Genomic DNA, 25,554 nt, shown 5'->3' on the forward strand with positions numbered 1-25,554 from the left:
GTTTTAGTTCTGGAGTGAATCCATGCATCTACCTCTTCCGCTGCGCGCTGCGCTGCTTGCCCTTTTACTGACGCCGACCACCCAGGCTGCCACCCTCGCAGGCGCCGGTTCCACCTTTGCCGAGCCACTCTACAAAGCCTGGGGCGGGCAATATGCCAAGCAGGCCAGCGAAGTGGCCTATGACGGTGTGGGGTCTGGTGAAGGCCTGGCGCGCATTGCCGCCGGCAAGGTGGACTTCGGTGCCTCCGACGAGCCTTTGCAGCGCGCCGAGCTGGAGCAGAAGGGGCTGCGGCAATTTCCGGTGGCCATGGGCGCCATCGTACCGGTGGTGAATCTGCCCGGCCTGCCGGCCGGGGAGCTGAAGCTCGGCGCCGAGACCCTGGCCAAGATCTATCTGGGCAAGATCACCCGTTGGCGTGACCAGGAGATCCTGATCAATAACGACCCCATTGCCAGCCGCATTCCTGATTTGCCCATTCGCCCCCTCTACCGCGCCGATGGTTCCGGTTCCACCTTCGTACTGAGCTACTTTCTGGCGGCCCGTTCGGCCGACTGGAAGAAGGGCCCGGGTGTAGGCAAGGAACTCAAGGGGGTGGCCGGGAGTGCGGTCAAGGGCACGGGCGGCATGGTGGAGGCCTTGCAAAAGAGCCCGGGCGGCATTGCTTATGTGGACTACGGTCGGGCGCTCAAGGACAAGCTCAACATGGTGCAGCTACCCAATCGGGTCGGCATCTTTATCAAGGTCAGTCCGGAAAGCGTGTTGGCTGCGGCCAAGTACGATGCAGAGAATCTGATCTACGCGGCCGACCCGGACTTCTATTTCGTACTCTCGAACAACGACACCTATGGTGGCTGGCCGCTGGCTACCGCCACCTTCGCGGTACTGCCGCGCAATGGCAAGGCGGCAGACAAGGTGATCGACTTCCTGCTCTGGGGCTACCGCAACGGCGATGCGACGGCGCGCGAACTTGGCTACGTGCCTTTGTCGGAGACGATGAAGATCGGCGTACGCAAGGCCTGGAGCCGGCAGTACGGCTATAAGATCAGTCAGTAGGCTTGTTTTGTGAAAATTTAATATAATCAATAACTTGTGTTTATTTTGGGCGTGCCATTCGTCACGCCTGTCTACCATTCAGGCGCGCTATCGACAGCTCGTCGCATGGTCCGAGCCGTTGCGCGATGACTGCGCTAGGATGCTTGCACAACGTTGATCTCCCCTGAAACGCGTTGTAAATCAGACGCCGGTCCTTCCCAGGGCCGGCGTTTTCCTTGCTCGGGTACAATTGGCGCTCCGTTCATTTCATGCTGCGCCGCCATGACCGCCTTGCTGCCCCCTGCCCACCTGATCGCCCGCCAAGTCGCTACCGCCCTGGAAGAGGATATCGGCCAGGCGGACTGGACCGCCATGCTGATCCCCGCTGATCGCCCCGGCCGAGCCACCGTGATCGCCCGAGAAGCGGCGGTGCTGTGCGGCCAGGCCTGGTTCGAGGAGTGTTACCGCCAGGTTGATGCCGGCGTGCGGGTGAACTGGCTGGTGGCGGAGGGGGCGCAGGTCCAGCCCGGCCAGTTGTTGTGCGAGCTGTACGGCCCGGCCCGGGCACTGCTCACGGCTGAACGTAGCAGCCTCAACTTCCTGCAGACCCTGTCCGCCGTGGCGACCGAGACCCAGCGCTATGTTGCGCTCATCGCCGGCACCCGCGCCAAGATCCACGATACCCGTAAGACCTTGCCTGGCCTGAGGTTGGCGCAGAAATACGCGGTCAAGGTCGGAGGTGGTGAGAACCAGCGCATCGGGCTCTACGATGGCATTCTGATCAAGGAAAACCACATCGCTGCGGCTGGCGGTATCCGCCAGGTGCTGGCGGCTGCCTTTGCCTTGGCACCGGCCGGCGTGGGCGTGCAGATCGAGGTCGAGAATCTGGATGAACTGGACCAGGCACTCAAGGCCGGCGCTACCTCGGTGCTACTGGACAATATGAGTCTGGCTGATCTGCGTACCGCTGTGCAGCACAGCGCTGGCGCGGCGGTGCTGGAGGCCAGCGGCGGGGTGGATTTCGATACTGTGCGAGCGATCGCCGAGACCGGTGTGGATCGCATCTCCATCGGCAAGTTGACCAAGGATGTGCGCGCACTGGATCTCTCCATGCGCTTTGTGTTCGCCGATTGATGAGCAAGCTGGGCGTGGGTGATTTGGTGCAGCGATGCGCCCGGGAGGCCCGGGCGTTCATCATCTGAGCACGCTAAGGCAACGGCTCACCCCTGATTTATTCCCACCCTCCGCCCCGCCCGCTGGCGGGGAACCTCGCTACGCTCGAATGCTGCTGGATACAGTGGTGAGTAGCCTAAGCATGGCTCGGGTTCAATCGGCGTCGGTCTCAACCCCATACTTTTTCCATAAGGGCTTGAGCACCCCTGCCTTGCGCATGCGCTCCAATAGCTGGTTGAGCTCGTTCACGGTGGGGTGGATACCGCGCCGGATGATGAGGGTGTGGGCATAGGCCTGGTCTTTCTTCTTCGAGACCAGGAAGCGATCGCGGTATTCGGGCTGGCGGGCGAGGAAGTCCGCCAGAAAAGCTTCCGATACCACCGCTACATCACCACGGCCCAGCAATAGCAGCTTGAGCGAAGCCTCGTTATCGTTGGTGAAGGAGATCTGGAAATGTTGGCGTAGATAGCCAGGGTCGGCATTGAAGCCGGCAAAGCCGTAGTGATAGCCCAGCATGACCACCATTTGCCTGGCTGCCAGGTTGTTGAAGTAGTCCTCGCTGCGGCCCGGCAGATTGAGTGCCACGTAGACCTCGCCGCCACGCAGGTAGACATTGGAAGCGTCCACCGGCCGGTCCTCCCAGCCCCAGGCCAGATTGTCGTAGGTCGACATATCGTACTTGCCGAGATCGAAATCCTTGAAGCGGCGGATCGTGCCGGTCACCACCGGCCTGAAGCGGTAGGTGTCCTGGAAGGCATTCATCAGGTCCAGCAGCTCTACCCGCAGCATATCGCTGCCGGACGCCGGGTCTTTCTGGATATAGGGCGGGAACACCGCAACCCCTACCTTGACCACCTGGGCCGCTTGGCAGGGGAGGAGGATACATAACAGTAGGATGGTGATGGTCCGGAAGCCGATATACCGCATGGCGTGGCTGTTGCAGATAGCTGATGAAATCAGCTTAACCGGCCTGACCCGCACTTGCTAAGCGCGGCAGCCATACGGTGCCGCCACTGTGCCTATTCAGCCTGCCAATGACCCGACTTGCCGCCGCGTTTCTCCAAGAGACGGGTCGATTCGATCACCATGCCCCGGTCCACCGCCTTGAGCATGTCGTAGATGGTCAGGAGGGCGATCGATACCGCGGTCATGGCTTCCATCTCCACGCCGGTACGGCCGATCGTTTCGGCCACGGCAGTGCAGACAATGCTGTGACTGGCCGGGTCGAGCGCGAAGTCGACGCTGACATGGGTCAGCGGCAGCGGGTGGCAGAGGGGGATCAGGCTGCCGGTCTGCTTGGCGGCCATGATGCCGGCCAGCCGCGCTACGCCGAGCACATCACCCTTGCGCGCATCACCCTCGCTGACCAGTGCCAGGGTGGCGGGCAGCATGCGGATGCGGCCCTGTGCCGTGGCGCTGCGGGCGGTCTCGGGCTTGCCGGCCACGTCGACCATGTGGGCCTGTCCGGCGGCATCGAAATGAGTCAGGGATTGGGGTTCAGTCATGGTCCGTGTTGCCATATTGTTCGCTGACCACCTTGTGCCAGCGTTCGGCGGCACTGTAGTCGCTTTCGCGGGCATCCACCCAGCGCGGGCCATCCGGCGTCCATTCCTTCTTCCAGAACGGCGCGCGGGTCTTCAGATAGTCCATGATAAAGGCGTTGGCCTCGAAGGCGGCGTGGCGATGGGCGCTGGCGACCAGGACCAGCACGATGGGGTCGCCTGGATGCAGCTTGCCCACCCGGTGCACGATGCGCACGGCGTGCAAGGGCCAGCGCACCGCGGCTTCTTCAGCAATGCGGCCCAGGGCCTTCTCGGTCATGCCAGGATAGTGCTCCAGCTCCAGCGCAACGACGTCTGCCGCCAGATTGAGGTCACGCACCAACCCGACGAAGCTGACGATGGCGCCGATGCCGCGGTCGTCCTGACCGGCTTCACGCATCTCGTGCGCCAGGTCGAAGCCGGCCTCCTGGACGACAACCGTGATACGGGCCTGGGGCAGGGTATCCATCTAACCTCCGGTCACCGGCGGGAAAATCGCCACCTCGGCGCCCTGGTGCAAGCTGGCGCTGAAATCCACCAACTCTTGGTCCAGCGCCACCCGGAACACCTTGCCACCGGCCAGCTCCTCGGCCCAGGCATCGCCACGTGCGGCCAGATGGGCCAGGAGACCGGCCACCGTGACCACGCCCTCGGGCACGGTCAGCTGCTCCTGAGCGAGGCCAAAGCGCTCGCGCAGACGGGCGAAGTAGAGCAGGTTGATGTCCATGTTCAATCCAGTAGTTGCGCCAGTGGCAGGTAGTGCACGGTGTCACCGGCTTTGACCGTGGTCCCCGGGAACAGGTCCACCAGCCCATCGGCCCAGGCCAGCCCACTCATCACCGCCGAACCCTGGCTGGGGTAGAGGCTAACCTGCGTTTGGCCGGTGCTGTTCTGCTCCAGTCGGGCGCGCAAGAACTCCCGGCGCTTGTCGGCGCGCGGCCAGTCAAAGCCTGCCGGCAGCGGCAAGCGGCTGGGTTGCACCACGACCGCGCCCATACGCTTGAGCAAAAAAGGGCGCGCCAGCAAGACAAAGGTCAAAAAAGCGCTGACCGGGTTGCCCGGCAGGCCGATAAAGTCGGCCGTCCCGACCTTACCGAATGCCAGCGGCTTGCCGGGCTTGATGGCGATGCGCCAGAGATCAAGCCGCCCAAGCTCGCCGACTGCAGCCTTGACGTGGTCCTCTTCACCGACCGATACCCCGCCGCAGCTGATCACCACGTCGTTCTCGTGGCTGGCCAGGCGTAGCGCGGCCACGGTGTCCTCGCGGGTATCGGCCACCTTGCCATAGTCACTGACCACACAGCCCAGCCGTCGCAGCAAAGCACCGATGGCGAACTGGTTGGAGTTGTAGATGCCACCCGGCGGCAGCGGCTCGCCCGGTGGGGTCAGCTCATCGCCGGTACACAAAACGCCCACCCGCAATGATGCTCGGACCTTGAGCCGGGCAATGCCCAGCGAGGCGGCCAGTGCCAGGTGCGGCGGCCCCAGCCGGGTACCAGCGGTCAGCACCTCGCAGCCCAACGCAATGTCCTCGCCCAGGCGGCGGATATGCTGGCCTTCTTTGATATCGGCCAGCAGGCGCAGCTGATTATCGTTGGCTTCGGTTTCTTCCTGCGGCACGACTACATTGCAGCCCGGCGGGACGGGGGCGCCGGTAAAGATGCGGGCGGCCATGCCTGGGGCCAGCGGCTCACCGACCTCGCCGGCGGCGATGCGCTGGGTGATCGGCCACTGCGCCGGCAACTTGGCGAAGTCGGCAACATGGAGGGCGTAGCCATCCATGGCGCTGTTGTCGAAGCCTGGCACGGCCAGCGGCGCGACGACGTGCTCGGCCAGCACACGGCCATCGCAATGCGCGAGTGGCAGGGTTTCCAGGGGGGCGTGAGGCTGGGCTTGGTCCAGGAGGCGTGCCAGCGCCTCATCGAAGCTGAGCAGTGACATGGGCGGAACAAAGAGGGGTGAATAGCGCTCCACCCTACACCAAGCGGCCCCGCTCGGGGAGTAGCCTGGCCCGTGGCTAGCGCAAAGCCCTTGATTTTGTTATGGTGCCTAGGTGCTGCAAGTATCCACGGCGGGGATTCCGCCGGCAGCCTGCAAGAACCGCCCGCGCAAGTGGGCCCAGTCAGCCGCCGGAGAGGCGGTACCTACATGGAAGGAACTCCCATGTCCAAGCGTGTCGTAACGCTGGCGCACTATTACACCGCGCCGGAAATCCAGCAGATGGCCGACAAGGTCGGCGACAGTCTCGAACTCTCCCTCTACGCCCGTGATGCCCAGGCCGATGTGATCGTCTTTGCCGGTGTGCGCTTCATGGCGGAGACCGCCAAGATCCTCAATCCCCAGGCCGAGGTGATCCTGCCGGATGCCGGCTCCACCTGCTCCCTGGTGACCCAGACCGACGTCAAGCGCCTCCAGGCCTGGCGTGAGAAGCATGCCGACTACGTGCACGTCTCATATATCAACAGCTCGGCTGAGCACAAGGCGCTCAGCGACTGGATCGTGACCAGCCGCAACGTCGACGACATCATTGCCCACCTCTATGCCGAGGGTAAGAAGGTGATCTTCTCGCCCGACCGCAATATGGGCGCCTATCTGAACTACCAGTACGGCTATGACATGCCGCTGTGGTCGGCGGTGTGCGAGGTGCACGACAGATTCAACGAGACTGCGCTCAATGAAGGCATGGCCGCGGTCGATGGCCCCAAATACCTGATCGCCCACCCCGAGAGCCCGCTGCCAGTGCTCAAGCGTGCCGATTACGTGGGGTCGACCAGCGGCATGCTGAACTGGGTCAAGGCCTTCGATGGCGAGCCGGATGCCACCATCTTCGTCGCTACCGAGGATGGCATCCTCTACAACATGGGCCTGGCCCGTCCGGACCTGAAGATCGCCCAGGCGCCGATCTACGCTGGTTGCCAGTGCAACCAGTGTCCCTATATGAAGATGAATAATGTCGAGCGGGTACGCCGCGCCCAGGCCGGTGAAGGTACGCGCATCGACTATCTCAGCACTGAGCAGATGGATGCTGCGCGCCTGCCCATCGAACGCATGCTGGCCTTCAGCGAGGCGCAGATGCAAAAGCAGGTGCAGGCCAAACCGGTTGCGATACCGGCGTAACGCTACTTAGGTAGAAGGGCAGGGTGACCTGCCCTTTTTTGTCCCCGACTCTTTTGTCCTGCAATGCGCGAATTCGACTACCTGATCTTTATCGGCCGCTTCCAACCCTTCCACAACGGCCATTTGTGGACCTTGCAGCATGCCCTGCAGCTGGCCGACAAAGTGGTGGTGCTATGTGGTTCGGCCCGCCAGGCGCGCAACCCCATGCACCCGTTCACGGTCGAGGACCGTGAACGGATGATACGGCTCGCCTTGGCCGAGGAAGAGCAGTCGCGGGTATTCGTGGTTGGCATCTCCGACCGCATGTACAACGACCAGCAGTGGCTGACCGAGGTACAGCACCTGGTGGACCGGGTGATCGCGGTCGATACCTCGGACGTGGGCAGCCGCCAGGCTCAGTTCCGCATCGGCATTGTCGGGCCGCCACGTGGCGCCAAGAAGGGCAATGCCGAATACCTGGACCTGTTCCCGCAATGGGCGCGGGTCGAGGCGCCTGAGCTGCCGGACGTGCATGCCTCGCGCATCCGCCATGCCTTCTTCGATCCTGAGCGTGACAGCGACTGGCCGGCCTGTGCCGCCTTGCTGCCGGTGCCGGTGTTCGATTGGCTCAATGACTTCCGGGCGGGCGAGACCTACGCCAAGCTGCAGGACGAATACCTGTTCGTGAAGCGCTACCGGCAAAGCTGGGCCGCCGCGCCTTATCCCCCAAGCTTTGTCACGGTCGATGCGGTGGTGATCCACTCCGGTCACGTGCTGCTGGTGCGCCGCCGCTCCCAGCCTGGCAAGGGCCTGTGGGCATTGCCGGGCGGCTTCGTCAACCCGGACGAGCGCATCAAGGACGCGGTGATCCGCGAACTGAAGGAAGAAACCCGCCTCAAGGTACCGGCGCCGGTACTGGCTGGCTCCATCCGTGGCAGCCGGGTATTCGATCACCCGCAGCGCAGCCTGCGCGGGCGCACCATCACTCATGCCTTCCTGATCGAGCTGGCACCGACTACCGAGGGCTTGCCCAAGGTGCGCGGTGATGACGACGCCGACAAGGCCAAGTGGGTGCCACTGTTCGAATTCAACCGTATGGAAGAGCAGTTGTTCGAGGACCACTTCTACATCGTGAACTGGTTCCTGGGACAGGTATAGCGCCTACCTGCTGCTGGCCGGCAGGCTAGCCCCTATACTGGCGCCATGACACACGGACGCATGTATTTGTGGCGAGGCAGGGCGCTGGTGCTGGGGGTGGATACCGACTCCACCCCGCACGCCCACCATGCCATCCAGCTCTCGCTGGCGCTGGAGGGGGAGTTCCGGTTGGCCGTGGACGATGGCCCTTTGCTGCCTTGCCGCGCTGCTATCCTCTGGCCGGGCCAGCAGCACAAGATCGCGGCCAACGGCGCCTTGATCGCCCACCTGTTCATCGACCCCGGCTATCGCCTGCTCAAGGCTTGGCAGGAGGGCGGCGCCCGGCCCGAGGCCGACCCTGCGCTGTGCCATGACCTGCTCGACGCCTGGCGCATGCCGCGCCCCCTGGCCAGTTGCGAGGCGCTGCTGGAGCGCTGGCAGGCCGCTTGGCTGCCGGGCTTCGAGCGCGCACCGGTGCTGGATGCGCGCGTTACCCAGGCCCTGCAGCAACTGGCGGCCGACCCGGAGCTGGGGGCGGACGCCCTGGCGGCAGCGGCGACACTCTCCACCAGCCGCTTCAGCCATCTTTTCCGTCTACATACCGGCCTGCCCTTCCGCCGCTATCAGCTGTGGATGCGGCTTTTGGCTGCGGTGGACAAGCTTGCTACCGGCGCCAACCTCACCACCGCCGCCCATGCCGCCGGCTTTGCCGATCTGGCGCATATGAGCCGGGTCTTTCATGCCACCTTCGGCGTCGTGCCCTCTACCTTGAGCCGGCTGGCCATCATCAGCGGTTAGATAGGTACAGTGAAATCGTTCAAGCCCAAGGTCCGGAACTCGTACTAGAGTGTCTGCTCCAGTCTCGCGATGGCGGGGCTGGCATGACAATAACGGAGACGGCCATGAGCACCATCGATACCCTGTTCGACCGCTACGGCGAAAGCCACCAGAACCCCTTCAACAAGCGCGTGCACTGGATCTGCGTGCCGCTGATCACCTTTAGCCTGCTGGGCATGTTGTGGGCCGCCAGCCCCTGGCTGGCGCTGGGTTTCGTGATCTTTGCGCTGGGCTATTACCTGCGTCTGTCGCTACCCATCGCGCTGGGCATGCTGCTCCTGTCCGCCGCGATGCTGGGCATCGCCTCGGTGTTACCGTCCCTGCTCTGGAGTTCGGTTACCATCTTCGTGCTGGCCTGGATATGCCAGTTCATCGGCCACAAGGTCGAAGGCAAGAAACCCTCCTTCTTCGACGACATCAAATTCCTTCTCGTCGGCCCCGCCTGGCTTCTGGGCTTCATCTACCGGCGCCTGCACATCCGTTACTGATCAGCGCATTTAGCAGCCTTGCTGCCGCTCTTGGATATCCGCCTGAGGTGCCAATGGCATGGCGCTAATTCGCCGATCGAAGTCGCTACCGAGCGTCAGCGAGGCTCCCTCGCGGCGGCGAGGGCGGGGGGAGTGGGAGAAATGAAAGCAAAGCGCGTCCGAACATCGAATGCAGCAAAGCGCCCGGCTATGCCGGGCGAGGAGCTGAGGCTTGGGTTCTCAGGCCAGCCCATCCGTGATTCTCAGCGAGGCTCCCTCGCGGCGGCGAGGGCGGGGGGAGTGGGCTCAATAAAGCGAAGGCGCGCTAGGGCATCGATTGCCGGCTAGCGCCCGGCTCTGCCGGGCGATGAACTACAGCGTCAGCTCAAGCTGCAGCTATTCTGTGCCCTACCATTGCTGGTTTGATGCAATCAATGCCGTCGCCTGTTCCGCCGGCAGCGGCTTGGCGAAGTAGTAGCCCTGGGCGTAGTGGCAGTCCATCTCGCGCAGGGCCAGGAGCTGCTCGTTGGTCTCCACCCCCTCGGCGATCACCGCCATGCCGAGGCTGCGGGCGAGCAGCACGATGGCGCGGACGATCTCGCGGCTGAAATGGTCCTCGGTGATCTGGCGCACAAAGGAGCCGTCTATCTTCAGCACATTGGACGGAAAGCGGTGCAGGTAGGACAGTGACGAATAGCCGGTACCGAAGTCGTCCATCAGGATCTGGATGCCGCGCGCCCGGATCGCCTGCAGCATGGCGATGATGGCGTCGGTATTGTCCATCAGGATGCTCTCGGTGATCTCCAGCTCCAGCCGGTTGGCCTCGATACCGGCCTGAGCGATGGCGCGGTCGATCTGCTCGATCAGGTCGAGCTGGTTGAACTGCTTGCCCGAGAGATTGACGCTGACGCGTAGCAGGCGGTCAGGGAACTGCTGCTGCCACTTGGCGATCTGGTAGGCCGAATCTTCCAGCATCTGCCGGCCGATCTCGTTGATCAGGCCGATTTCTTCGGCCAGCGGGATGAATTCGGCCGGGCTGATCAGCTTGCCGTCCGGCTGTTGCCAGCGCACCAGGGCCTCGAAGGCGGCGATCTGGCCGCTTTCCAGGTCCACGATGGGTTGGAAGTAGGGCAGGAATTCCTGCGCGGCCAGGGCACGGCGCATCTCCTGTTCCATCTTGAGGGCGCGCAGCATGGTGCCTTGCATGGCCCGGTCAAACACTTCCAGCTTGCCGCCCTTGCGTTGTTTGGCGCGGTGCATGGCAGTGTCGGCGTCGCGGATCATCTCCTCGGGGTGGGCATAGCCGCCGGAGGAGAGCGCGATGCCCACGCGTGCACCGGGGTAGACCTCGTGGCCTTCCAGGTCGATGGGCTTGGCCAGTTCCGCCAGCATGGATTCGGTAAAGCGGATCGCCTCGCTGGGGTCGGAGATTGCATCGAGCAGGATGGCGAATTCGTCACCACCAAAGCGCGCGACCACGTCACCCGGCCGCTGCACCCGTGCCAGCCGCTCGGCCGTCACGCGCAGGATACGATCGCCGGTGGTATGGCCAAAGCTGTCGTTGATGTAGCGAAAGCGCTCCAGGTTGAGGCAGAGCACCGCGCAAAGATAGTCTTGGTCGCGGGTGGCGTGGCCCAGTGCAAAGCCCAGGAAGTCGGTAAACATGGCCCGGTTGGCAAGGCCGGTCAGACTGTCGTGCAGCGCGTCGTACAGCATCTGCTCTTCGGCGCGCTTGCGTTCGGTGATGTCGGTCAGGGAGCCCGCCATGCGGAAGGCCAGGCCGCTGGCCGGGTCTATCATGGCCATGCCGCGTGTCAGCATCCAGCGCCAGCTGCCGTCCTTGTGGCGCATGCGGTGCTCGGCCTCAAAGTGAGGCGTCTCGCCCTTGAGGTGCTGGATCAGCTGAAGCCGAATGCCCTCGCCCTCGTCCGGGTGAGTCAGCGCCAGCCAGGTCTCCGGTACCGGGTCGACCAGCTCGTCTTCGCTATAGCCCAGCATGGCCTTCCAGCGTGGCGAGAAATAGATGCTGTCCTCGCGGATATTCCAGTCCCACAAACCATCATTGGCACCGCGTATGGCCAGCTCATAACGTTCCTGGCTCTCGCGCAGCGCCAGCTCGGCCTGTCGTTTGGCGCGGCGGTTGCCGGTCTCGCGCAGTTCGCGCTCCACCACGCTGGCTAGCCGTTTGAGGTGGGTTTTGAGGATGAAGTCGTTGACGCCGGCCTTCATCATGGCGACGGCAGATTCCTCGCCTATGGTGCCGGTGACCACGATAAAGGGCACCACCTGGCCGTATTCGCGGAAGATGCGCAGTGCCTCCTGGGCGGAGAACTGCGGCATGGAGTAGTCCGACAGCACCAGGTCCCAGCTGCCGGTATTGAGGGCGTCGTGCATCGTCTCCGGTGCATCCACCCGTTGGTATTCCACCTCAAAGCCCTGGCGGCGTAGCGCCAGCACGTTGAGGAGGGCGTCGTCTTCGGAATCGTCGACGACCAATACCCTGAGTGTGCGCTGGATGACGGTGGTTTCGTCCATGGGCGATCAGTTCTGGACCGGCTCGTTCAGCATCAACCAGTAGATGCCGACCTGGCGTACCACCTCCATGAACTGCATGAAGTCGACCGGTTTGCGGATATAGCTGTTGGCGCCCAGGCTGTAGCTCTTGACGAGGTCGTCCTCTTCCTTGGAGGTGGTCAGCACCACCACCGGGATCAGCTTGGTCGGCTCGCAGCTGCGGATACGCCGCAACACTTCGATACCGCTGAGCTTGGGTAGCTTGATATCCAGCAGGATCAGGATGGGGCGTTGGCTGAGGTCGCGGCCGGCATGGTGGCCCTGGCCATACAGATAGTCGATGGCCTCCTGGCCGTCCCGCGCGACGATGATGGGATTCTGTATGCCGTTCTTGCCAAAGGCACGGATGGTGAGTGCCTCATCATCCGGATTGTCTTCGACCAAGAGGATAGGGGTGTGCATGCGTCTTTCCTGGGGGCGACCAGGGGCCGCCGGCTATCGGTTCGCTTAAACACTAGACCACGCCTTACCCCGCCAGCAAGCGGGGTAAGGCGTGCAGCCTGCTTTGCGACAGGCTTCGCCCCCTATCCTAACAAGTCATTGCAGGTTCTTGGAGACGATTTCATAAACATCGCGCGATAGACCGCTGTGGGCCGCCACCCGGCGCAGCGCAGCTTCCATGCTGTTGCGGCGCAGCGGTTCCAGCTTCTTCCAGCGGTTGAAGCAGCCGGCGAGGCGGGCCGCCACCTGCGGGTTGAGCTTGTCTACCGCCAGAATGGTGTCGGCGGCGAACTCGTAGCCGCTGCCATCGGCCGCGTGGAAGCCTGCCAGGTTGTTGTGCAGGAAGGCGCCAACCAGCGAGCGCACCTTGTTGGGGTTGGTCAGGGCGAAGGCTGGGTGCTGCATCAAAGCACGCACCTGCTCCACCTTGCCCAGGCGCTGGCTCAGCGCCTGCAGGGTGAACCACTTGTCCATCACCAGGGCTTCGCCGGCCCACTTCTCGGCGAAGGCACGCAGTGCAGCGTCACCTTGCGGCCAGTTCACCATCGCGGCCAGTGCGGCCTGTGCGTCGGTCATATTGCTGGCACCGATGTACTGTTTCTCGGCCAGTTCCAGCAAAGGTGCCTCGCCCAACTCGGTCAGGTAGGACAGCGCCACGTTCTTGAGCGAACGGTGTGCCACGGCACGGGCTTCGTAGCGGTAGGGACCGCTGTCCTGCAGGCGCACGAAGGCGGCCTTGAACTCGTTGCGCAGTGCCTGCGCGAGGCCCAGCTTCATGGCGTCGCGTGCAGCACGGATGGCGTCCGGGTCGATTTCCTGCTGCTGGTCGGCCAGGTAGGTCTCGGCCGGCAGGGTCAGCATCAGGGCCACCAGGGCCGGGTCCAGTGTTTCGTCGGTCAGCACGCGGCGCATGGCGGCGACGAAGTCATCCTTCAGCACCAGCGCCTCACCGCGGCGGGCGGCCTCGATCAGGCCCTGCAAGTCTTGCAGCATCAGGGTCTGGCTGGCTTCCCAGCGGCAGAAGGCGTCGCTATCGTGGGCCAGCAGGTGCACCAGTTGCGGTCGGGTCCAGGCGAATTCCAGCTTCACCGGCGCAGAGAAGTTGCGCAGCAGCGAGGGGACCGGTTCTGCGGTCACGTTCTGGAACACATACTGTTCCTGACTGCCCTTGACCGACAGCACGCGGCTGCCTGCCACGGCTTCGCTCTCACCGGCAAGCTGCAGCGGCAGATCGGCGCCGTCCGGACCGACCAGGCCCAGCGCCAATGGGATATGGAAGGGCAGCTTCTCGCTCTGGCCCGGAGTGGCCGGGCAGCGCTGCGAGACATCCAGGGTATAGGTCTGGGCGGCAGCGTCGTAGCGGCCGGCCACGGTCAGCACCGGGGTGCCAGCCTGCGAGTACCAGCGCGAGAACTGCTCGAAGTCGTAGCCGTTGGCATCGGCCATGGCAGCACGGAAGTCGTCACAGGTAACGGCCTGGCCGTCGTGGCGCTTGAAGTACAGGTCCATGCCCTTGCGGAAGCCCTCGCGGCCCAGCAGGGTCTGGTACATGCGGACGACTTCGGCACCCTTTTCGTACACCGTCACGGTGTAGAAGTTATTGATCTCGATATAGCTCTCAGGCCGTACCGGGTGGGCCATGGGGCCGGCATCCTCGGCGAACTGGTGGGTACGCAGGGTACGCACCGCCTCGATGCGGTTGACCTCGGGGCTGCCCATGTCGGCCGAGAATTCCTGATCGCGGAACACGGTCAGGCCTTCCTTCAGCGACAGCTGGAACCAGTCGCGGCAGGTCACGCGGTTACCGGTCCAGTTGTGGAAGTATTCATGCGCGATCACCGCCTCGATACCGTCAAAGTCGACGTCGGTAGCGGTATCCGGGCGGGCCAGCACGAACTTGGTATTGAAGATGTTGAGACCCTTGTTCTCCATCGCCCCCATGTTGAAGTCGCCGACGGCAACGATCATATAGGTGTCGAGGTCATACTCCAGGCCGTAGCGCTGCTCGTCCCAGGCCATGGATTTCTTGACCGAGGACATGGCGTGCTCGCACTTGTCGAGGTCGCTGGCGTCGACAAAGATCTCCAGTGCGACCTCACGGCCCGAGGCGGTGGTGAACTTGTCGGCGAGCTTGGACAGCTTGCCGGCCACCAGGGCGAACAGGTAGGCCGGCTTCTTGAAGGGATCGACCCACTTCACCCAGTGGCGGTTCTTGTCCAGCACGCCTTCGCCCACCTTGTTGCCATTGGAGAGCAGCACCGGCCACTTGCCCTTGTCGGCCACCACGGTGGTGGTGAAGCGGGCCATCACGTCCGGGCGGTCCAGGTAGTAGGTGATCTTGCGGAAGCCCTCGGCCTCGCACTGGCTGTAGAAGTTGGCACCGGAGCGGTACAGGCCGTTGAGGCTGGTATTGGTCTCCGGGTGGATGATGGTGACGATCTCGAGGATCGCGTTGTCCGGCATGGCGGCAATGGTCAGCGATTCGGCATCGATCTCGTAGCGGCTGCCGTCCAGCACCTCGCCGTCGAGCTTGATCGACTCGAGCTCCAGCTCCTTGCCGTCGAGCTTAAGCGCCGCCCGGCTGTCGGGATGCGCCGGGTTGCGGTGCAGTACCAGGCGCGAACTGACGCGGCTCTGGGTTTCGTCCAGATCGAAGGTCAGGTCGACCTTGTCGATCAGGAAGGCCGGCGGGGTATAGTCCTTGAGTTGGATCGGCTGGGGCGTATTGGCGTCGAGTTTGGCCATGGTGCGTCTTTTCTCAGGCTGGGGCAGGGCGGCAGGATCGCTGCCTCGTGCTGCCGTGGGGCGGATGCGGGAAACGGGTGATTATAAACCTGCACCGTAGGCAGCGCAGTAGTGCGTCAGTTCCCTGACACGGGGCTGACAGTCACGTGGCTCAAGGCCGCCAGCGGCGGCATGCCGGTGATCGACCTGGGCTGTGCATATGCGCCCAGGGCGATATGAATAGACGCAAACGTTCGTTTTTCGCATAAGGCGGCGCTGTTATTCTGCGAGACTCCCGCCAGCTTCCCGATTGGCCGCACCATGTATGTCTATGACGATTATGACCAGCAGATAGTCGACGAGCGCGTCGCCCAGTTTGGCGACCAGACGCGCCGTTATCTGGCCGGCGACCTGACCGAGGACGAATTCCGTCCGCTGCGGCTGCAGAACGGTCTCTATATCCAGCGCCATGCGCCCATGTTGCGGGTGGCCATTCCTTACGGTCATCTGCGCAGCGACCAGGTGCGCCGCCTGGCCAGCATCGCCCGCCGCTACGACCGTGGCTATGCCCACTTCACCACCCGGCAGAACCTGCAGTACAACTGGCCCAAGCTCGAGGACGTGCCCAAGATCCTGGCCGAGCTGGCCGAGGTACAGATGCACGCCATCCAGACCTCGGGCAACTGCGTGCGCAATACCACCAGCGACCAGTTCGCTGGCGTGGCGCATGACGAGTTGATCGACCCGCGCCCCTGGTGCGAGCTGATCCGCCAGTGGAGCACCTTCCATCCCGAGTTCGCCCACCTGCCACGCAAGTTCAAGATCGCGGTCAGCGGCTCGGTGCAGGACCGCTCTGCCACCCTGGTGCACGATATTGGCGTGCACGTGGTGCGGAACGCGGCCGGCGAGGTCGGTTTCAAGGTCATCGTCGGTGGTGGCCTGGGCCGCACCCCCGTCATAGGCAGCGTGATCCGCGAGTTTCTGCCGCGCCAGCACCTCTTGAGCTACTTCGACGCCATCCTGCGGGTCTACAACCGCTACGGCCGGCGCGACAACAAGTACAAGGCGCGTATCAAGATCCTGGTCAAGGCCATGACCCCCGAAGTCTTCGCCGCCAAGGTCGAGGCCGAGTGGGCCCATCTCAAGGATGGTCCCATGACCCTGACCCAGGCCGAGATCGACCGCGTAGCCAAGCACTTCGTGGCACCCGGCTACCAGACCCTGCCTGGCGACGATGCCGGCTACCTTGCACTCAAGGCCGAGAACAAGGCCTTCGCCCGCTGGGTGGAGCGCAATGTCTTTGGCCACAAGGTGCCGGGCTATGCCGCCGTCACCCTCTCGCTCAAGCCCACCGGCAAGCCGCCGGGTGACGCGACCAGCGAGCAGCTGGAAGGCGTGGCCGATCTGGCCGACAAGTACAGCTTTGGCGAGGTACGCGTCAGCCACGAGCAGAACCTGATCCTGGCCGATGTGCGCCAGAGCGACCTGGCCGCCGTCTGGGAAGCGGCCAAGACGCTTGGCTTCGCCACGCCCAATATCGGTCTCCTGACCGACATCATCTGCTGCCCGGGCGGCGACTTCTGTTCGCTGGCCAATGCCAAGTCCATTCCCATCGCCGAGGCCATCCAGCGCCGCTTCGATGACCTCGACTACCTGTTCGACCTCGGAGAGATCGACATCAATATCTCCGGCTGCATGAACGCCTGTGGCCACCATCATGTGGGCAATATCGGCATACTCGGCGTCGACAAGAGCGGTTCCGAGTGGTACCAGGTCTCGCTGGGTGGCCGTCAGGGCCATGCCGCCAGCCTGGGCAAGGTGATCGGCCCCTCCTTCGCGCAGGACGATATGGCCGAGGTCATCAGCCAGATCATCGAGGTCTATGTCGAGCAGCGCCACGAGGACGAACGCTTCCTGGAGCTGGTGGACCGTGTCGGCATCGAGCCCTTCAAGACCCGCATCTACCAGAAGGAGCGCGCCCATGGCTGAGCACCTGCCGCTGGACCAGCAGGACCCGGCTGACGGCGCCGAGCCGCAGCAGCCGCACCCGCATTGTACCGATGCGCGCCAGCGCATCATTGTCGACCGGCAGATCGTCGAAGACGTCTGGCAACTGGTCAATGACGACCAGATTCCCGCCAGCGGCCCGGTGATCGTGCCGCTCAAGGTCTGGCTGGCGCAGCGCGCGCAGCTGCTGGCGCGGGGCGAGGTCGGGGTCTGGATTGCACCGGACGAGGAGGTCGAAGACCTGGCGCAGGATGTGGCCAGGCTACCGCTGATCGCCGTGGACTTCCCGGCCTTTACCGATGGCCGTGGTTTTTCCACCGCCCGCCTGTTGCGCGATCGCTATGGCTTCAAGGGCCAGCTGCGTGCGGTTGGCGATGTGTTCAAGGACACCATGCTCTATCTGCACCGCTGCGGGTTCAATGCCTATGCGGTGCGACCGGACAAGGACATCGTCGAAGCTGCCCGCGGTCTCGATGACTTCCACGAGTTCTACCAGGGGGCGGTTGACCAACCGCTGCCCTTGTTCCGTCGCCGGAGCACCTGAGCATGGCGGGCAAGGTCTATCTGATCGGCGCGGGTCCGGGGGCTGCAGACCTGATCACGGTGCGTGGCATGCGCTTGCTGCAAAGCGCCGACGCCGTGCTATATGACGCGCTGGTGCAGCCCGAGATGCTGGACTACTGCCCGCAGGCGGTGCTGATTCCGGTGGGCAAGCGCTGTGCGCAAGCGTCCACCGCCCAGCGCTTTATCAACAAGATGTTGCTGGATGCTGCGGCCAAATACGGCAAGGTGGTGCGCCTCAAGGGCGGTGACCCCATGCTGTTCGGTCGGGCGCAGGAAGAACTGGCCGAGCTGGCGGCCGCCGGTATCGAGTATGAAGTGGTGCCGGGTATCACCGCCGCACTGGCGGCTTCGGCAGAAGCCGGTGTATCGCTGACCAGCCGCGGCCTCGCTCGCAATGTACTGTTTGCTACCGCCCGCGTGGGTGAGGGCGAAGCCGGCAGTGACTGGGTCAAGCCGGTCATGGCGGCGGATACCGCCGTCCTCTACATGGGGGTGCGGCAGGCTGCCGAGGTGGCAGCTGCCTTGCTGGCGGCCGGCATGGTGCCAAGTACGCCGCTCCTGATCATCGAGAACGCCTCGTTGCCGGGCAGCCGGGAATTCCCGCTGACTCTGGCCGAGCTGCCGCAAGCTGCCAGCTGGAACCTGGCCGGCCCTGCCATCCTGCTGATCGGCGAGGTCTATCGTGCCAAGCTGGCCTTGGCGGAACCCGATGTCCGAGCCCGGTTCGGCTGACACGCGCTCACGGACGTAAAGACAAACGCCGCATTCCTGATGCGGCGTTTTGCGTGGTGGGCCACCGGGACCCTATAGCCACAGCTTATTTGGCGGTCTGCTTGGCCAGCTTGCGACCAACCAGGGCACAGGCCGGGCAGAAGCCGACCAGGCCGGAGATGACGATGCCGGCGGCGGACAGGGCGACGATGATGCCGGTCAGGCCCGGTAGACCCAGGAGGGCGGCGACAACGACAGCCAGACCCACGATGACGCGCAGCACGCGTTCCCAGTTCGGCACATTCTTGACGTAAAGCATGGTGGTACTCCCAGTTGGTCAGAGGACATCCTCGACCACTAAGAGGCGGCGGCTTTGCAAACGGATTCGCGACGTTTCAAAAAATCCCCTACCGTTCGTCGGTTTGAGATTCGAGTTGGCGGGGCGCATTGCACCAGGGCTAGGCAAACAAAAACGCCCAGGAGTCCTGGGCGCTTCTGCCGTCAGAGAGTGCGGCGGCCAATCCACCGCACGGTCTTAACCTTGGTTGTGCTTCTTGCGATAGATCTTGCGGCTGGCCACGTTTTCATCGTGCTGCACGCGAGCCTGCTCACGGGCGCTAACATGGCCATCGCGACCGGCACGTGCCTCGGCACGAGTGTCGCGGGCTTCGGCGCGCTCGGTACGGGCGATCTCACGATTGTTCAGGGTGCCGTTCTGGATGCCCTGCTCGATGCGCTGCTGCTGGTTGATATTGCGCTGCACATCGGCCTGCACGCGCTGCGAGGAGGCCGAGTTGGGGTTACCGAGCTGGCCGTCGTGCTTCTCGCGGCTGATATCACCGCTGACGCGGTTCTCGGCGCGGTTGATGCGAGCCTTTTCCTGTTTGCTCAGGTGGCCGTCCTTGAGCGCATTCGCTTCCATCTTCTCTACGTGCGTTTCTTCGCCTTCCAGGCGGGCGGCTTCGCGGGTATTGAGCTGGCCCGATTTGAGGCCTTGCTCGATACGTTGCTGCTGGTTGACGTCACGTTGTACCGGTTCGGCCGGGCTGGCGGCAAAGGCGCTGCCGGTCAGCAGCAGGGCGGCGAGCAGGAGGGTGGGACGAGTCTGCATTTGTGAGGCTCCTTGTGGTTGATCTGTGGCCGTTGTCTCAGCCTGTACCTGCAAAAACGTCTCGCCCCGGCGGCAGGATGACCCTGCTTACGCTCGTTTACATTCCATTGACATTTGTTGCAGCCTGATCGGTTGGCGTGGTGATGATCCAGCCTTCCAGTGCATCCATGTCCGTTGGCAACCCATAGCCGCGGCGCTGCACTGCCCAGGCCGCCTGTATAAGGCAGAGCGTGGCGTCCAGCAGGTCGGCACTGCCGTCTTCGACCAGATCTTCCACCCACTGTGGCGCTGCCGGCTTGAGCGTAATGCCTAGAGGATGCCTGCCGGCCAACAAGGCGGCCACGATCTGCTCGCGCCGTGCTCGACGCTCGGCAGTCTGCTTGGCGCGCGTATCGCTCTTGTAGCTGGCATTGCCGATTACCTGCCGCGCTGCCAGCGCGGGGTAGGCCTCCAGGGCCAGGCGCAGTGGGTCGCCTGCATGCAGGCCAGGTAGCGTGATGCCGGCTTGGTAGAGCCGGGTCGCCCCCTCGTGCAACATATAGGCGACCGGCGGGTTGACCCACTTCATCGAAGGGCTGGAGCGTGCCAAGGTGTCGACCGTGCGGTGCGCGAATTTGCTGCCCACGGGTCGTGCGGTGCAGAAGTCGCGCAGTATCTGGGTCAGGTTGGCACGGTCCAGGGTCTGTAGCTGGCGCATCAGCGCTGGCCAGGATTCAGGCCAGCCCTGCTGTTGCACCAGTTCACGTGGCAGGCCGAAGGGGAAGTCACAGCCAGCGAGCCATGGGCCTGGCTGCTACAACAGCGCCTCGAAGGCGGTGAAGTCCGGCAGCTTGTCCAGGCGTTCCAGCAGCAAGCCCCCGGCCTGCAGCCGACCGACCGCCACGGTGATGGGTTTGCGCCTTGTGGGGCGGCTGGTGAAGTCGATGCCTAGCAGCTGCATATTGGAGTCCGGTTTGGGAACTTGGGCGGGATGCGATAGTCTGAGAGCTATTCTCATTAGGAGTCAGCATCGCATGAAACGTCTCTTCTACGCCTTTTTCGCGCTGTTCCTGAGCGTCGGGGTGATGATGCCCGACGCAGAGGCCAAGCGCTTTGGCGGTGGCAAGTCCTCGGGCATGCAGCGCAGCGTACCGACGCGCGATGCCAGCCCGCAGCGGCAGGCGGATCGTCCGGCACAGAGCCCGCAGCAGGCGGCGCCCGCGCCGGCCCAGCCCAAGCGTAACTGGCTCGGCCCGCTGGCTGGCCTGGCCGCGGGTATTGGCTTGGCCGCCTTGTTCTCGCACCTGGGCATGGGTGAGGGTATGGCCAACTTTGCCATGCTGGCGCTGTTGGCCGTCGCCGTCTTCGCGGTGATCGGCTTCTTTATGCGCCGCATGCGACCGGCCCAGCCGGCGCCAGCCGCTGCGCAATATGCGGGTGGCCAGGCTGCACCTGTCGCTTACCAGCCGCAAGGCAGTTACGGCGGCGCCAGCAACGGCTCGTCGGCTGGCTATAGCGCTGCCACCTTCCCGGCAGACTTTGACGAAGCGGCCTTTGTGCGCAGCGCCAAGCTCAACTTCGTGCGCCTGCAAGCCGCCTACGATGCTGCCAATCTCGATGACTTGCGCGAGTTCACCTCGCCGGAGATGTTTGCCGAGATCAAGCTGCAGATCGCCGAGCGTAATGGCGCGGCCAACAACACCGATGTGGTGAGTGTTGAGGCCGTGGTGCTGGACTATGTCCAGGAAGCGCGCCGCGACATTGCCAGCGTGCGTTTCCATGGCCTGATCCGCGAGACCGCCGAGGGTACGGCTGAAGCCTTCGACGAAACCTGGCACCTGACCAAGGCCAACGATGGCCGGGCTGGCTGGGTAGTAGCCGGTATTGAGCAGAATCGTTGAAATAGATCTGCAGGCAAATGAAAAAGGGCACCTCGGGGTGCCCTTTTTCATGCCGGTTATCCCCCGCGCTCAGTCTTCGGCCGGATGGGCCTTGCCTTGCTGGCGACGGTGGTATTGCTGGTAGAGCAGCTCGACCTTTTCGCGCGCCCAGGGCGTGCGGCGCAGAAAGGTCAGGCTGGACTTGATGCTGGGGTCGGACTGAAAGCAGCGGATGGGGATGCGCTGAGCTAGTGCGGGCCAGCCATAGTGCTCCACCAGCAGAGTCAGCATGCGCTCCAGGGTGACCCCGTGGCCGGGGTTGTTGGTCTGCGTGCTGCTCATGGCTGCCACCCGGCCTGGCTGAGGGCGCTCTGGGCATGGTTGAGCCAGGGCTTGTTGATGCTGCGGGCGTGGCTGTGCCAGTGGCGGCTGTCTTGCACCACCTCCTGGTACAGCCCAGCGGCACGCTGCTTGTCGGCATCCTGACCCTGTTGCTGCAACCAGTCGGCATAGCGGCACTTGGCTTCCGGGCCGCTGGCCACCACCAGGGCTGCTTCAAAGGCGTCGCGGGCTTCGGTTTGCTGCCTGACGCCTAGCGCACGGGCGTACAGCAAGGCAGTTTCGGGCTGGCGGCGCGCGTCCGGCTTGGCCTCGAACAGCCGCTGCAGGGTGGCGTAGGCGGCGTCGGTGGCGCCGGTTTCGAATTCTGCCTCGGCCAGGCCGGCCAGGAGGGCCGGGTCGCGGGCGAAGGGGCCGTTCGCCACTTCCCGATACAGCGCCAGTGCCTCGGAGGCGGCGCGGTTCTGCAGCAGGGCTTCCGCCAGCCGTAGGCGCTTGTCCAGCGTGGGCGTCAGCTCGAAGGCCTGGCGAGCTTCACGCAGGGCGCGTTGCGGGTCTACCAGCTGGCGCAGCGCCCGCTTGGCCGCTACGCCACCACGGCTTTGTTGCAGCGCTGGCAGGTAGATGACGATGAAGTAGACGATGCTGCCCAGGAGCGGGAAGGCGAACAAGACAAATAGCCAGTACATGTTCTGACCATGGCGTAGTGCATGAACAGCGAAGTAGATGGCGACCAGCACGTGCAGGCCCAAACCGAAGATCGGCATGCCTTACATCCTTAATACAGTGGCGAAAGCGCCATTCTAGTCGGACTGGATGGCGCCCGCAGTGCCGCACTTGATGGCTGGCGGTAAACTGGTACTTTCGCAGCCCCTCCCCGAACCCTTGACCGCTCCACTCCCCGCCCGTGAGGGCATCGCCCCCAGCTACCTCTGGCTGCCCGAGGGCCGCTGGCCTGATCTCTTGACCTTTCTGGTACAGCGCTTCCCGCACCTGGGCGAAGCGGTGCTGCGCGAACGTATGGCGCGTGGAGACCTGGTGGATGAAGCGGGTAGGGCGCTGTATCCCGAACACCCCTACCGGCAGGGCATGCGCATCTGGTACTACCGAGAGGTACCCACCGAGACCCCCATCCCCTTCGAAGCGGTGGTCCTGCACCGCGACGCGCGCCTTTTGGTGGTCGACAAGCCGCACTTCCTGCCCATGGCACCGGCCGGCCGGTTTTTGCAGGAGACCCTGCTGATCCGCCTGCGGCGGCAACTGGACCTGCCTGAACTCACGCCCATTCATAGGTTGGACCGGGAAACCGCAGGGGTGGTGCTGTTCTGCCTGGACCCGGCCAGCCGCGGTGCCTATCAGAGCCTGTTTGAGCGGCGCGAGGTGAGCAAGCAGTACGAGGCCCTGGCGCGCTACCGGGAGGATCTGATGCTTCCCTTGCTGCACCGCAGCCGCATGGAGGAGGGGAAGGACTTCTTCACCATGGAAGAGGTGGCCGGTGAGCCCAATAGCGAGACTCTGATCGAGCTACTGGCAAGGCGCGGCGAGTTGGCGCACTACCGGCTCTCGCCGCAAACCGGCCGCAAGCACCAGCTGCGCCTGCATCTGGCCAGCCTGGGCATACCCATACTCAACGACCCCTTCTACCCGGTGGTGTTGGCCGATAAGGGGGATGACTTCAGCCGACCCTTGCAGCTCCTGGCGCGCAGCATTGCCTTTCGCGATCCCTACACCGGCGGACCGCGCCAATTCGAGAGCAGCCGCACGCTTGATGAACCTGCATGGCAGACCGCCGGCGAGGTGGCTGTTCAGAACAGCTCCACGCTGCCGTAGGCGTCCTGCTTGATCACGCCGGCGTCCACCAGCTCGCCGTAGCTCTCGACCCGGTTGCGGCCGCCGCGCTTGGCCTCGTAGAGCGCTTTGTCGGCGTGGGCGATCAAGGTGGTGGCCGAATGCAGGCTGTCAAAGCGGCAGAAGCCGACGCTGACGGTGACCCGTCCAACCTGGGGGAAGTCGCGCCGCTCAATGGCGACTCGCAGGCGATCGAACTGCTCAGGCCGACGGCATTCGGCGTCGGTGGTGGTGATGATGACAAATTCCTCGCCACCGTAGCGGTACAGCAGATCACCCTCGCGCAGGTTGCGGTGCATGGTCTGCGCCACCAGCAGCAGGATCTCGTCGCCGACCACATGCCCGTAGTTGTCGTTGATAGGCTTGAAGTGGTCCACATCCACCACCGCCAGCCAGTATTGCCGGTTGCCACCGCGGCGCAGCTCAGGGTCGTGCTCCTGTTCCTGGATCGGAGTGCTCTCGGTAGCGGATTCTGAATGGCTGGATAGTGCCGACAGCATGCGGTCCAGACCCTGGTCGAGGGCATGCCGGTTGAGCAGGCCGGTGAGCTTGTCGCGCTGGCTCTCGTCCAGCAGGGTGTAGTAGTTGCGGTAGAGCTGCAGGATGCCCTTGAGAATGGCGCTGTGGCTGAGTGAGATGGGTTGGCGCGATTCGAAGACCAGATAGCCGTTCATACCGGCCCGGCCAAACAGAGGGTAGAGGTTGAGCACCTTGCTGCCCTGCTTACGGGAGGCCTGGTGCAGGGTCAGCTTGACCGTGTCGATCAGATCCATCAGGTCTTCGCCGAGCACGATATTGCTGTACTCGATCTCCGCCCGCTCCAGTACCCGCTCCGCTTCGTCGGCAGAGCGCTTGGCTGAGCGATGCATATGGATGACGCGCAGAAAATCCTGCCGCTCGTTCAAACGGTACAGCGAGCAATCGGCAATATTGAGCGTGGATAGCACCGTTTTGAGCAGGCTCTGCTCCAAGAGCTCGGTATCGCGTATCGACGTCAGAGACCCCAGGCGTTCCAGCAGGCTGGGCATCTGGACTGCGTACATCGCTGGCTCCCCGGTGGATGATGTTTAGATCATAGTCAGCCGGTGCCCGGGTCGCGACCTCGCCGGCGGTGTTCAGGTAGCCGGCAGCGCAGCAGGGTTGAGCACGTGCGCCCGCTCCCCGGCAGCAAAGCGCAGTACGTTCTCAAAAGCGAGCCGGAAGTAGAGCGCGTAACTCTCCCGCTCTACATAGCCCAGATGTGGCGTACAGAGCACCTTCGGGTGCTTGAGCAGCGGATGCTCCGGGTTATAGATGGGCTCCTGTTCGAATACGTCGAGTGCCGCGTAGCCCGGCCGCCCCTGCGCCAGCGCCGTTTCTAGCGCGCCCGGTGCCACCAGCTCGGCCCGGCTGGTGTTGACGAACAGGGCGTCGGGCTTCATGGCGGCGAGGTCGTCCGCAGTGATGCTGTGCTCGGTACTGGCAGCCAAGCGCAGGTGTACGGTGAGCACGTCGCTATCGGCAAAGAAGGCCTGCCGGCTCAGCGCGGCTTGATAACCGTCCGCTTGCGCGGCGGCTAGGGCGCGCTCGCTGCCCCAGACCAATACCCGCATGCCAAAGGCTTTACCGTAGCCAGCCAGCAACTGGCCTATCTTGCCGTAGCCCAGTATGCCCAGGGTCTGGCCGTGTACCGCACTGCCGATATTGGTCTGCCAGCGCCCCTGGCGCAGACCGTCGATCGCGCCTATCAGCTGCCGGCGCGCAGCCATGATCAGCAGCCAGGCCAGTTCCGCCGGTGCGGTCGGCGATCCGGCCCCTTCAACCACGGCTACGCCGGCGGCCGTGCAAGCAGCGAGGTCGATATTGCGCGCCACCTTGCCGGTCTGGCTGATCAAGCGGAGCCTGGGTGTGCGGCGCAGAAAGGCGGCGTCGACCACCGTACGCTCCCTGATCAGCACTAGGCACTCGGTTCTGGCCAGCGTTGCGTCGGCCGCGGGCTCGTGCGCCAGATCGCCCAGTACGGTGAGCTCATGGTCGGCCAGCAGGGCGACTTCGCGCAGCTGGCGGCTGGCGTACTGGTAGTCGTCCGGTATCAGGATATGCATGGTGCGTC

The 25,554-nt window shown here is 63.9% G+C and carries 27 protein-coding genes; 11 read left to right on the forward strand and 16 right to left on the reverse strand.

Features of this window, described 5'->3' with window-relative positions; translation table 11 throughout:
• Nucleotides 1-22: 22 nt before the first annotated feature.
• A complete protein-coding gene (gene pstS, locus VIM95_RS02610; protein ID WP_331982665.1) occupies nt 23-1,054 on the forward strand; it encodes a phosphate ABC transporter substrate-binding protein PstS in 1,032 nt (343 codons plus the stop codon).
• A gap of 261 nt (nt 1,055-1,315) precedes the next feature.
• On the forward strand, nt 1,316-2,167 hold the full coding sequence (gene nadC, locus VIM95_RS02615; RefSeq protein WP_331982667.1) for a carboxylating nicotinate-nucleotide diphosphorylase: 852 nt from the start codon (nt 1,316-1,318) through the stop codon (nt 2,165-2,167).
• A 192-nt stretch (nt 2,168-2,359) separates the two neighbouring features.
• Here nadC and VIM95_RS02620 read toward each other — a convergent pair whose 3' ends face one another.
• The 5 genes from VIM95_RS02620 to glp form a co-directional block, all read right to left on the reverse strand.
• Complete coding sequence (locus VIM95_RS02620) at nt 2,360-3,133, reverse strand: transporter substrate-binding domain-containing protein (protein WP_331982669.1); 774 nt, start codon at nt 3,131-3,133, stop codon at nt 2,360-2,362.
• A gap of 92 nt (nt 3,134-3,225) precedes the next feature.
• Nucleotides 3,226-3,711 carry a cyclic pyranopterin monophosphate synthase MoaC gene (gene moaC, locus VIM95_RS02625; protein ID WP_331982671.1) on the reverse strand — a complete coding sequence of 162 codons (486 nt, stop codon included), beginning with the start codon at nt 3,709-3,711 and terminating at the stop codon, nt 3,226-3,228.
• On the reverse strand, nt 3,704-4,216 hold the full coding sequence (moaE, locus tag VIM95_RS02630) for a molybdopterin synthase catalytic subunit MoaE (RefSeq protein WP_331982673.1): 513 nt from the start codon (nt 4,214-4,216) through the stop codon (nt 3,704-3,706). The genes moaC and moaE overlap by 8 nt, the downstream gene beginning before the upstream one ends.
• A complete protein-coding gene (moaD, locus tag VIM95_RS02635) occupies nt 4,217-4,474 on the reverse strand; it encodes a molybdopterin converting factor subunit 1 (RefSeq protein ID WP_331982675.1) in 258 nt (85 codons plus the stop codon).
• A 2-nt stretch (nt 4,475-4,476) separates the two neighbouring features.
• Nucleotides 4,477-5,688: a gephyrin-like molybdotransferase Glp gene (gene glp, locus VIM95_RS02640; protein ID WP_331982677.1), complete on the reverse strand. Its 1,212-nt coding sequence runs from the start codon at nt 5,686-5,688 to the stop codon at nt 4,477-4,479.
• A gap of 222 nt (nt 5,689-5,910) precedes the next feature.
• On the opposite strand from glp, the gene nadA reads away from it, so the two are divergent.
• The 4 genes from nadA (at nt 5,911) to VIM95_RS02660 (ending at nt 9,305) form a co-directional block, all read left to right on the forward strand.
• Nucleotides 5,911-6,864: a quinolinate synthase NadA gene (gene nadA, locus VIM95_RS02645; RefSeq protein ID WP_331982679.1), complete on the forward strand. Its 954-nt coding sequence runs from the start codon at nt 5,911-5,913 to the stop codon at nt 6,862-6,864.
• Between the two features lie 63 nt (nt 6,865-6,927).
• Nucleotides 6,928-8,001, forward strand: coding sequence for a bifunctional nicotinamide-nucleotide adenylyltransferase/Nudix hydroxylase (locus VIM95_RS02650; protein ID WP_331982681.1), 1,074 nt, complete (start codon nt 6,928-6,930; stop codon nt 7,999-8,001).
• Nucleotides 8,002-8,061: 60 nt separating this feature from the next.
• A complete protein-coding gene (locus VIM95_RS02655) occupies nt 8,062-8,778 on the forward strand; it encodes a helix-turn-helix domain-containing protein (protein ID WP_331982683.1) in 717 nt (238 codons plus the stop codon).
• A 104-nt stretch (nt 8,779-8,882) separates the two neighbouring features.
• On the forward strand, nt 8,883-9,305 hold the full coding sequence (locus VIM95_RS02660) for a DUF962 domain-containing protein (RefSeq protein ID WP_331982685.1): 423 nt from the start codon (nt 8,883-8,885) through the stop codon (nt 9,303-9,305).
• A gap of 387 nt (nt 9,306-9,692) precedes the next feature.
• Here VIM95_RS02660 and VIM95_RS02665 read toward each other — a convergent pair whose 3' ends face one another.
• The 3 genes from VIM95_RS02665 to pepN form a co-directional block, all read right to left on the reverse strand.
• Complete coding sequence (locus VIM95_RS02665; protein WP_331982687.1) at nt 9,693-11,819, reverse strand: putative bifunctional diguanylate cyclase/phosphodiesterase; 2,127 nt, start codon at nt 11,817-11,819, stop codon at nt 9,693-9,695.
• Between the two features lie 6 nt (nt 11,820-11,825).
• Complete coding sequence (locus tag VIM95_RS02670) at nt 11,826-12,260, reverse strand: response regulator (RefSeq protein ID WP_331982689.1); 435 nt, start codon at nt 12,258-12,260, stop codon at nt 11,826-11,828.
• A 135-nt stretch (nt 12,261-12,395) separates the two neighbouring features.
• Nucleotides 12,396-15,044: an aminopeptidase N gene (gene pepN / locus VIM95_RS02675; RefSeq protein ID WP_331982690.1), complete on the reverse strand. Its 2,649-nt coding sequence runs from the start codon at nt 15,042-15,044 to the stop codon at nt 12,396-12,398.
• Nucleotides 15,045-15,344: 300 nt separating this feature from the next.
• On the opposite strand from pepN, the gene VIM95_RS02680 reads away from it, so the two are divergent.
• Genes VIM95_RS02680 through cobA form a run of 3 tightly spaced genes read left to right on the forward strand, consistent with a single transcriptional unit; the run spans nt 15,345 to nt 18,326 of the window.
• Nucleotides 15,345-17,012 carry a nitrite/sulfite reductase gene (locus tag VIM95_RS02680; protein ID WP_331982692.1) on the forward strand — a complete coding sequence of 556 codons (1,668 nt, stop codon included), beginning with the start codon at nt 15,345-15,347 and terminating at the stop codon, nt 17,010-17,012.
• Nucleotides 17,005-17,574, forward strand: a complete 570-nt coding sequence (locus tag VIM95_RS02685; RefSeq protein ID WP_331982694.1) for a DUF934 domain-containing protein — start codon at nt 17,005-17,007, stop codon at nt 17,572-17,574. The genes VIM95_RS02680 and VIM95_RS02685 overlap by 8 nt, the downstream gene beginning before the upstream one ends.
• A 2-nt stretch (nt 17,575-17,576) precedes the next feature.
• Nucleotides 17,577-18,326 carry a uroporphyrinogen-III C-methyltransferase gene (gene cobA / locus VIM95_RS02690; RefSeq protein ID WP_331982696.1) on the forward strand — a complete coding sequence of 250 codons (750 nt, stop codon included), beginning with the start codon at nt 17,577-17,579 and terminating at the stop codon, nt 18,324-18,326.
• Nucleotides 18,327-18,411: 85 nt separating this feature from the next.
• Here the strand turns inward: cobA and VIM95_RS02695 are convergent, their stop codons facing one another.
• The 4 genes from VIM95_RS02695 to VIM95_RS02710 all read right to left on the reverse strand — a co-directional run bounded on the left by VIM95_RS02695 (nt 18,412) and on the right by VIM95_RS02710 (nt 20,356).
• Complete coding sequence (locus tag VIM95_RS02695; RefSeq protein ID WP_414648460.1) at nt 18,412-18,588, reverse strand: YgaP family membrane protein; 177 nt, start codon at nt 18,586-18,588, stop codon at nt 18,412-18,414.
• A 252-nt stretch (nt 18,589-18,840) separates the two neighbouring features.
• Nucleotides 18,841-19,416 (reverse strand): hypothetical protein, encoded by a 576-nt coding sequence (locus VIM95_RS02700; protein WP_331982700.1) that lies wholly within the window; start codon nt 19,414-19,416, stop codon nt 18,841-18,843.
• A 97-nt stretch (nt 19,417-19,513) separates the two neighbouring features.
• Nucleotides 19,514-20,113: a DUF429 domain-containing protein gene (locus VIM95_RS02705; protein WP_331982702.1), complete on the reverse strand. Its 600-nt coding sequence runs from the start codon at nt 20,111-20,113 to the stop codon at nt 19,514-19,516.
• Between the two features lie 96 nt (nt 20,114-20,209).
• Nucleotides 20,210-20,356 (reverse strand): hypothetical protein, encoded by a 147-nt coding sequence (locus VIM95_RS02710; protein ID WP_331982704.1) that lies wholly within the window; start codon nt 20,354-20,356, stop codon nt 20,210-20,212.
• 73 nt (nt 20,357-20,429) lie between these two features.
• Between VIM95_RS02710 and VIM95_RS02715 the strand changes: the two genes are divergently transcribed.
• The gene (locus VIM95_RS02715; RefSeq protein ID WP_331982706.1) at nt 20,430-21,296 is read left to right on the forward strand and encodes a Tim44-like domain-containing protein; all 867 of its coding nucleotides are present in this window, start codon (nt 20,430-20,432) and stop codon (nt 21,294-21,296) included.
• Between the two features lie 69 nt (nt 21,297-21,365).
• Here VIM95_RS02715 and VIM95_RS02720 read toward each other — a convergent pair whose 3' ends face one another.
• Entirely contained in the window at nt 21,366-21,617 is a 252-nt protein-coding gene (locus VIM95_RS02720) for a VF530 family protein (RefSeq protein ID WP_331982708.1), read from the reverse strand.
• On the reverse strand, nt 21,614-22,381 hold the full coding sequence (locus VIM95_RS02725) for a hypothetical protein (RefSeq protein ID WP_331982710.1): 768 nt from the start codon (nt 22,379-22,381) through the stop codon (nt 21,614-21,616). Before VIM95_RS02725 ends, VIM95_RS02720 begins: the two co-directional genes overlap by 4 nt.
• 118 nt (nt 22,382-22,499) lie before the next feature.
• Here VIM95_RS02725 and VIM95_RS02730 point away from each other — a divergent pair, with 118 nt between their 5' ends.
• The gene (locus tag VIM95_RS02730) at nt 22,500-23,444 is read left to right on the forward strand and encodes an RluA family pseudouridine synthase (RefSeq protein WP_331982712.1); all 945 of its coding nucleotides are present in this window, start codon (nt 22,500-22,502) and stop codon (nt 23,442-23,444) included.
• Here the strand turns inward: VIM95_RS02730 and VIM95_RS02735 are convergent.
• Both VIM95_RS02735 and VIM95_RS02740 read right to left on the reverse strand, forming a co-directional pair.
• Nucleotides 23,420-24,505 carry a GGDEF domain-containing protein gene (locus tag VIM95_RS02735; RefSeq protein WP_331982714.1) on the reverse strand — a complete coding sequence of 362 codons (1,086 nt, stop codon included), beginning with the start codon at nt 24,503-24,505 and terminating at the stop codon, nt 23,420-23,422. The two genes, VIM95_RS02730 and VIM95_RS02735, sit on opposite strands and share 25 nt — an antisense overlap.
• Nucleotides 24,506-24,577: 72 nt before the next feature.
• Complete coding sequence (locus VIM95_RS02740) at nt 24,578-25,546, reverse strand: D-2-hydroxyacid dehydrogenase family protein (protein WP_331982716.1); 969 nt, start codon at nt 25,544-25,546, stop codon at nt 24,578-24,580.
• Nucleotides 25,547-25,554: the final 8 nt, after the last annotated feature.

This window comes from Chitinimonas sp. (genome assembly GCF_036568685.1).
Taxonomy (GTDB): Bacteria; Pseudomonadota; Gammaproteobacteria; order Burkholderiales; family Chitinimonadaceae; genus Chitinimonas.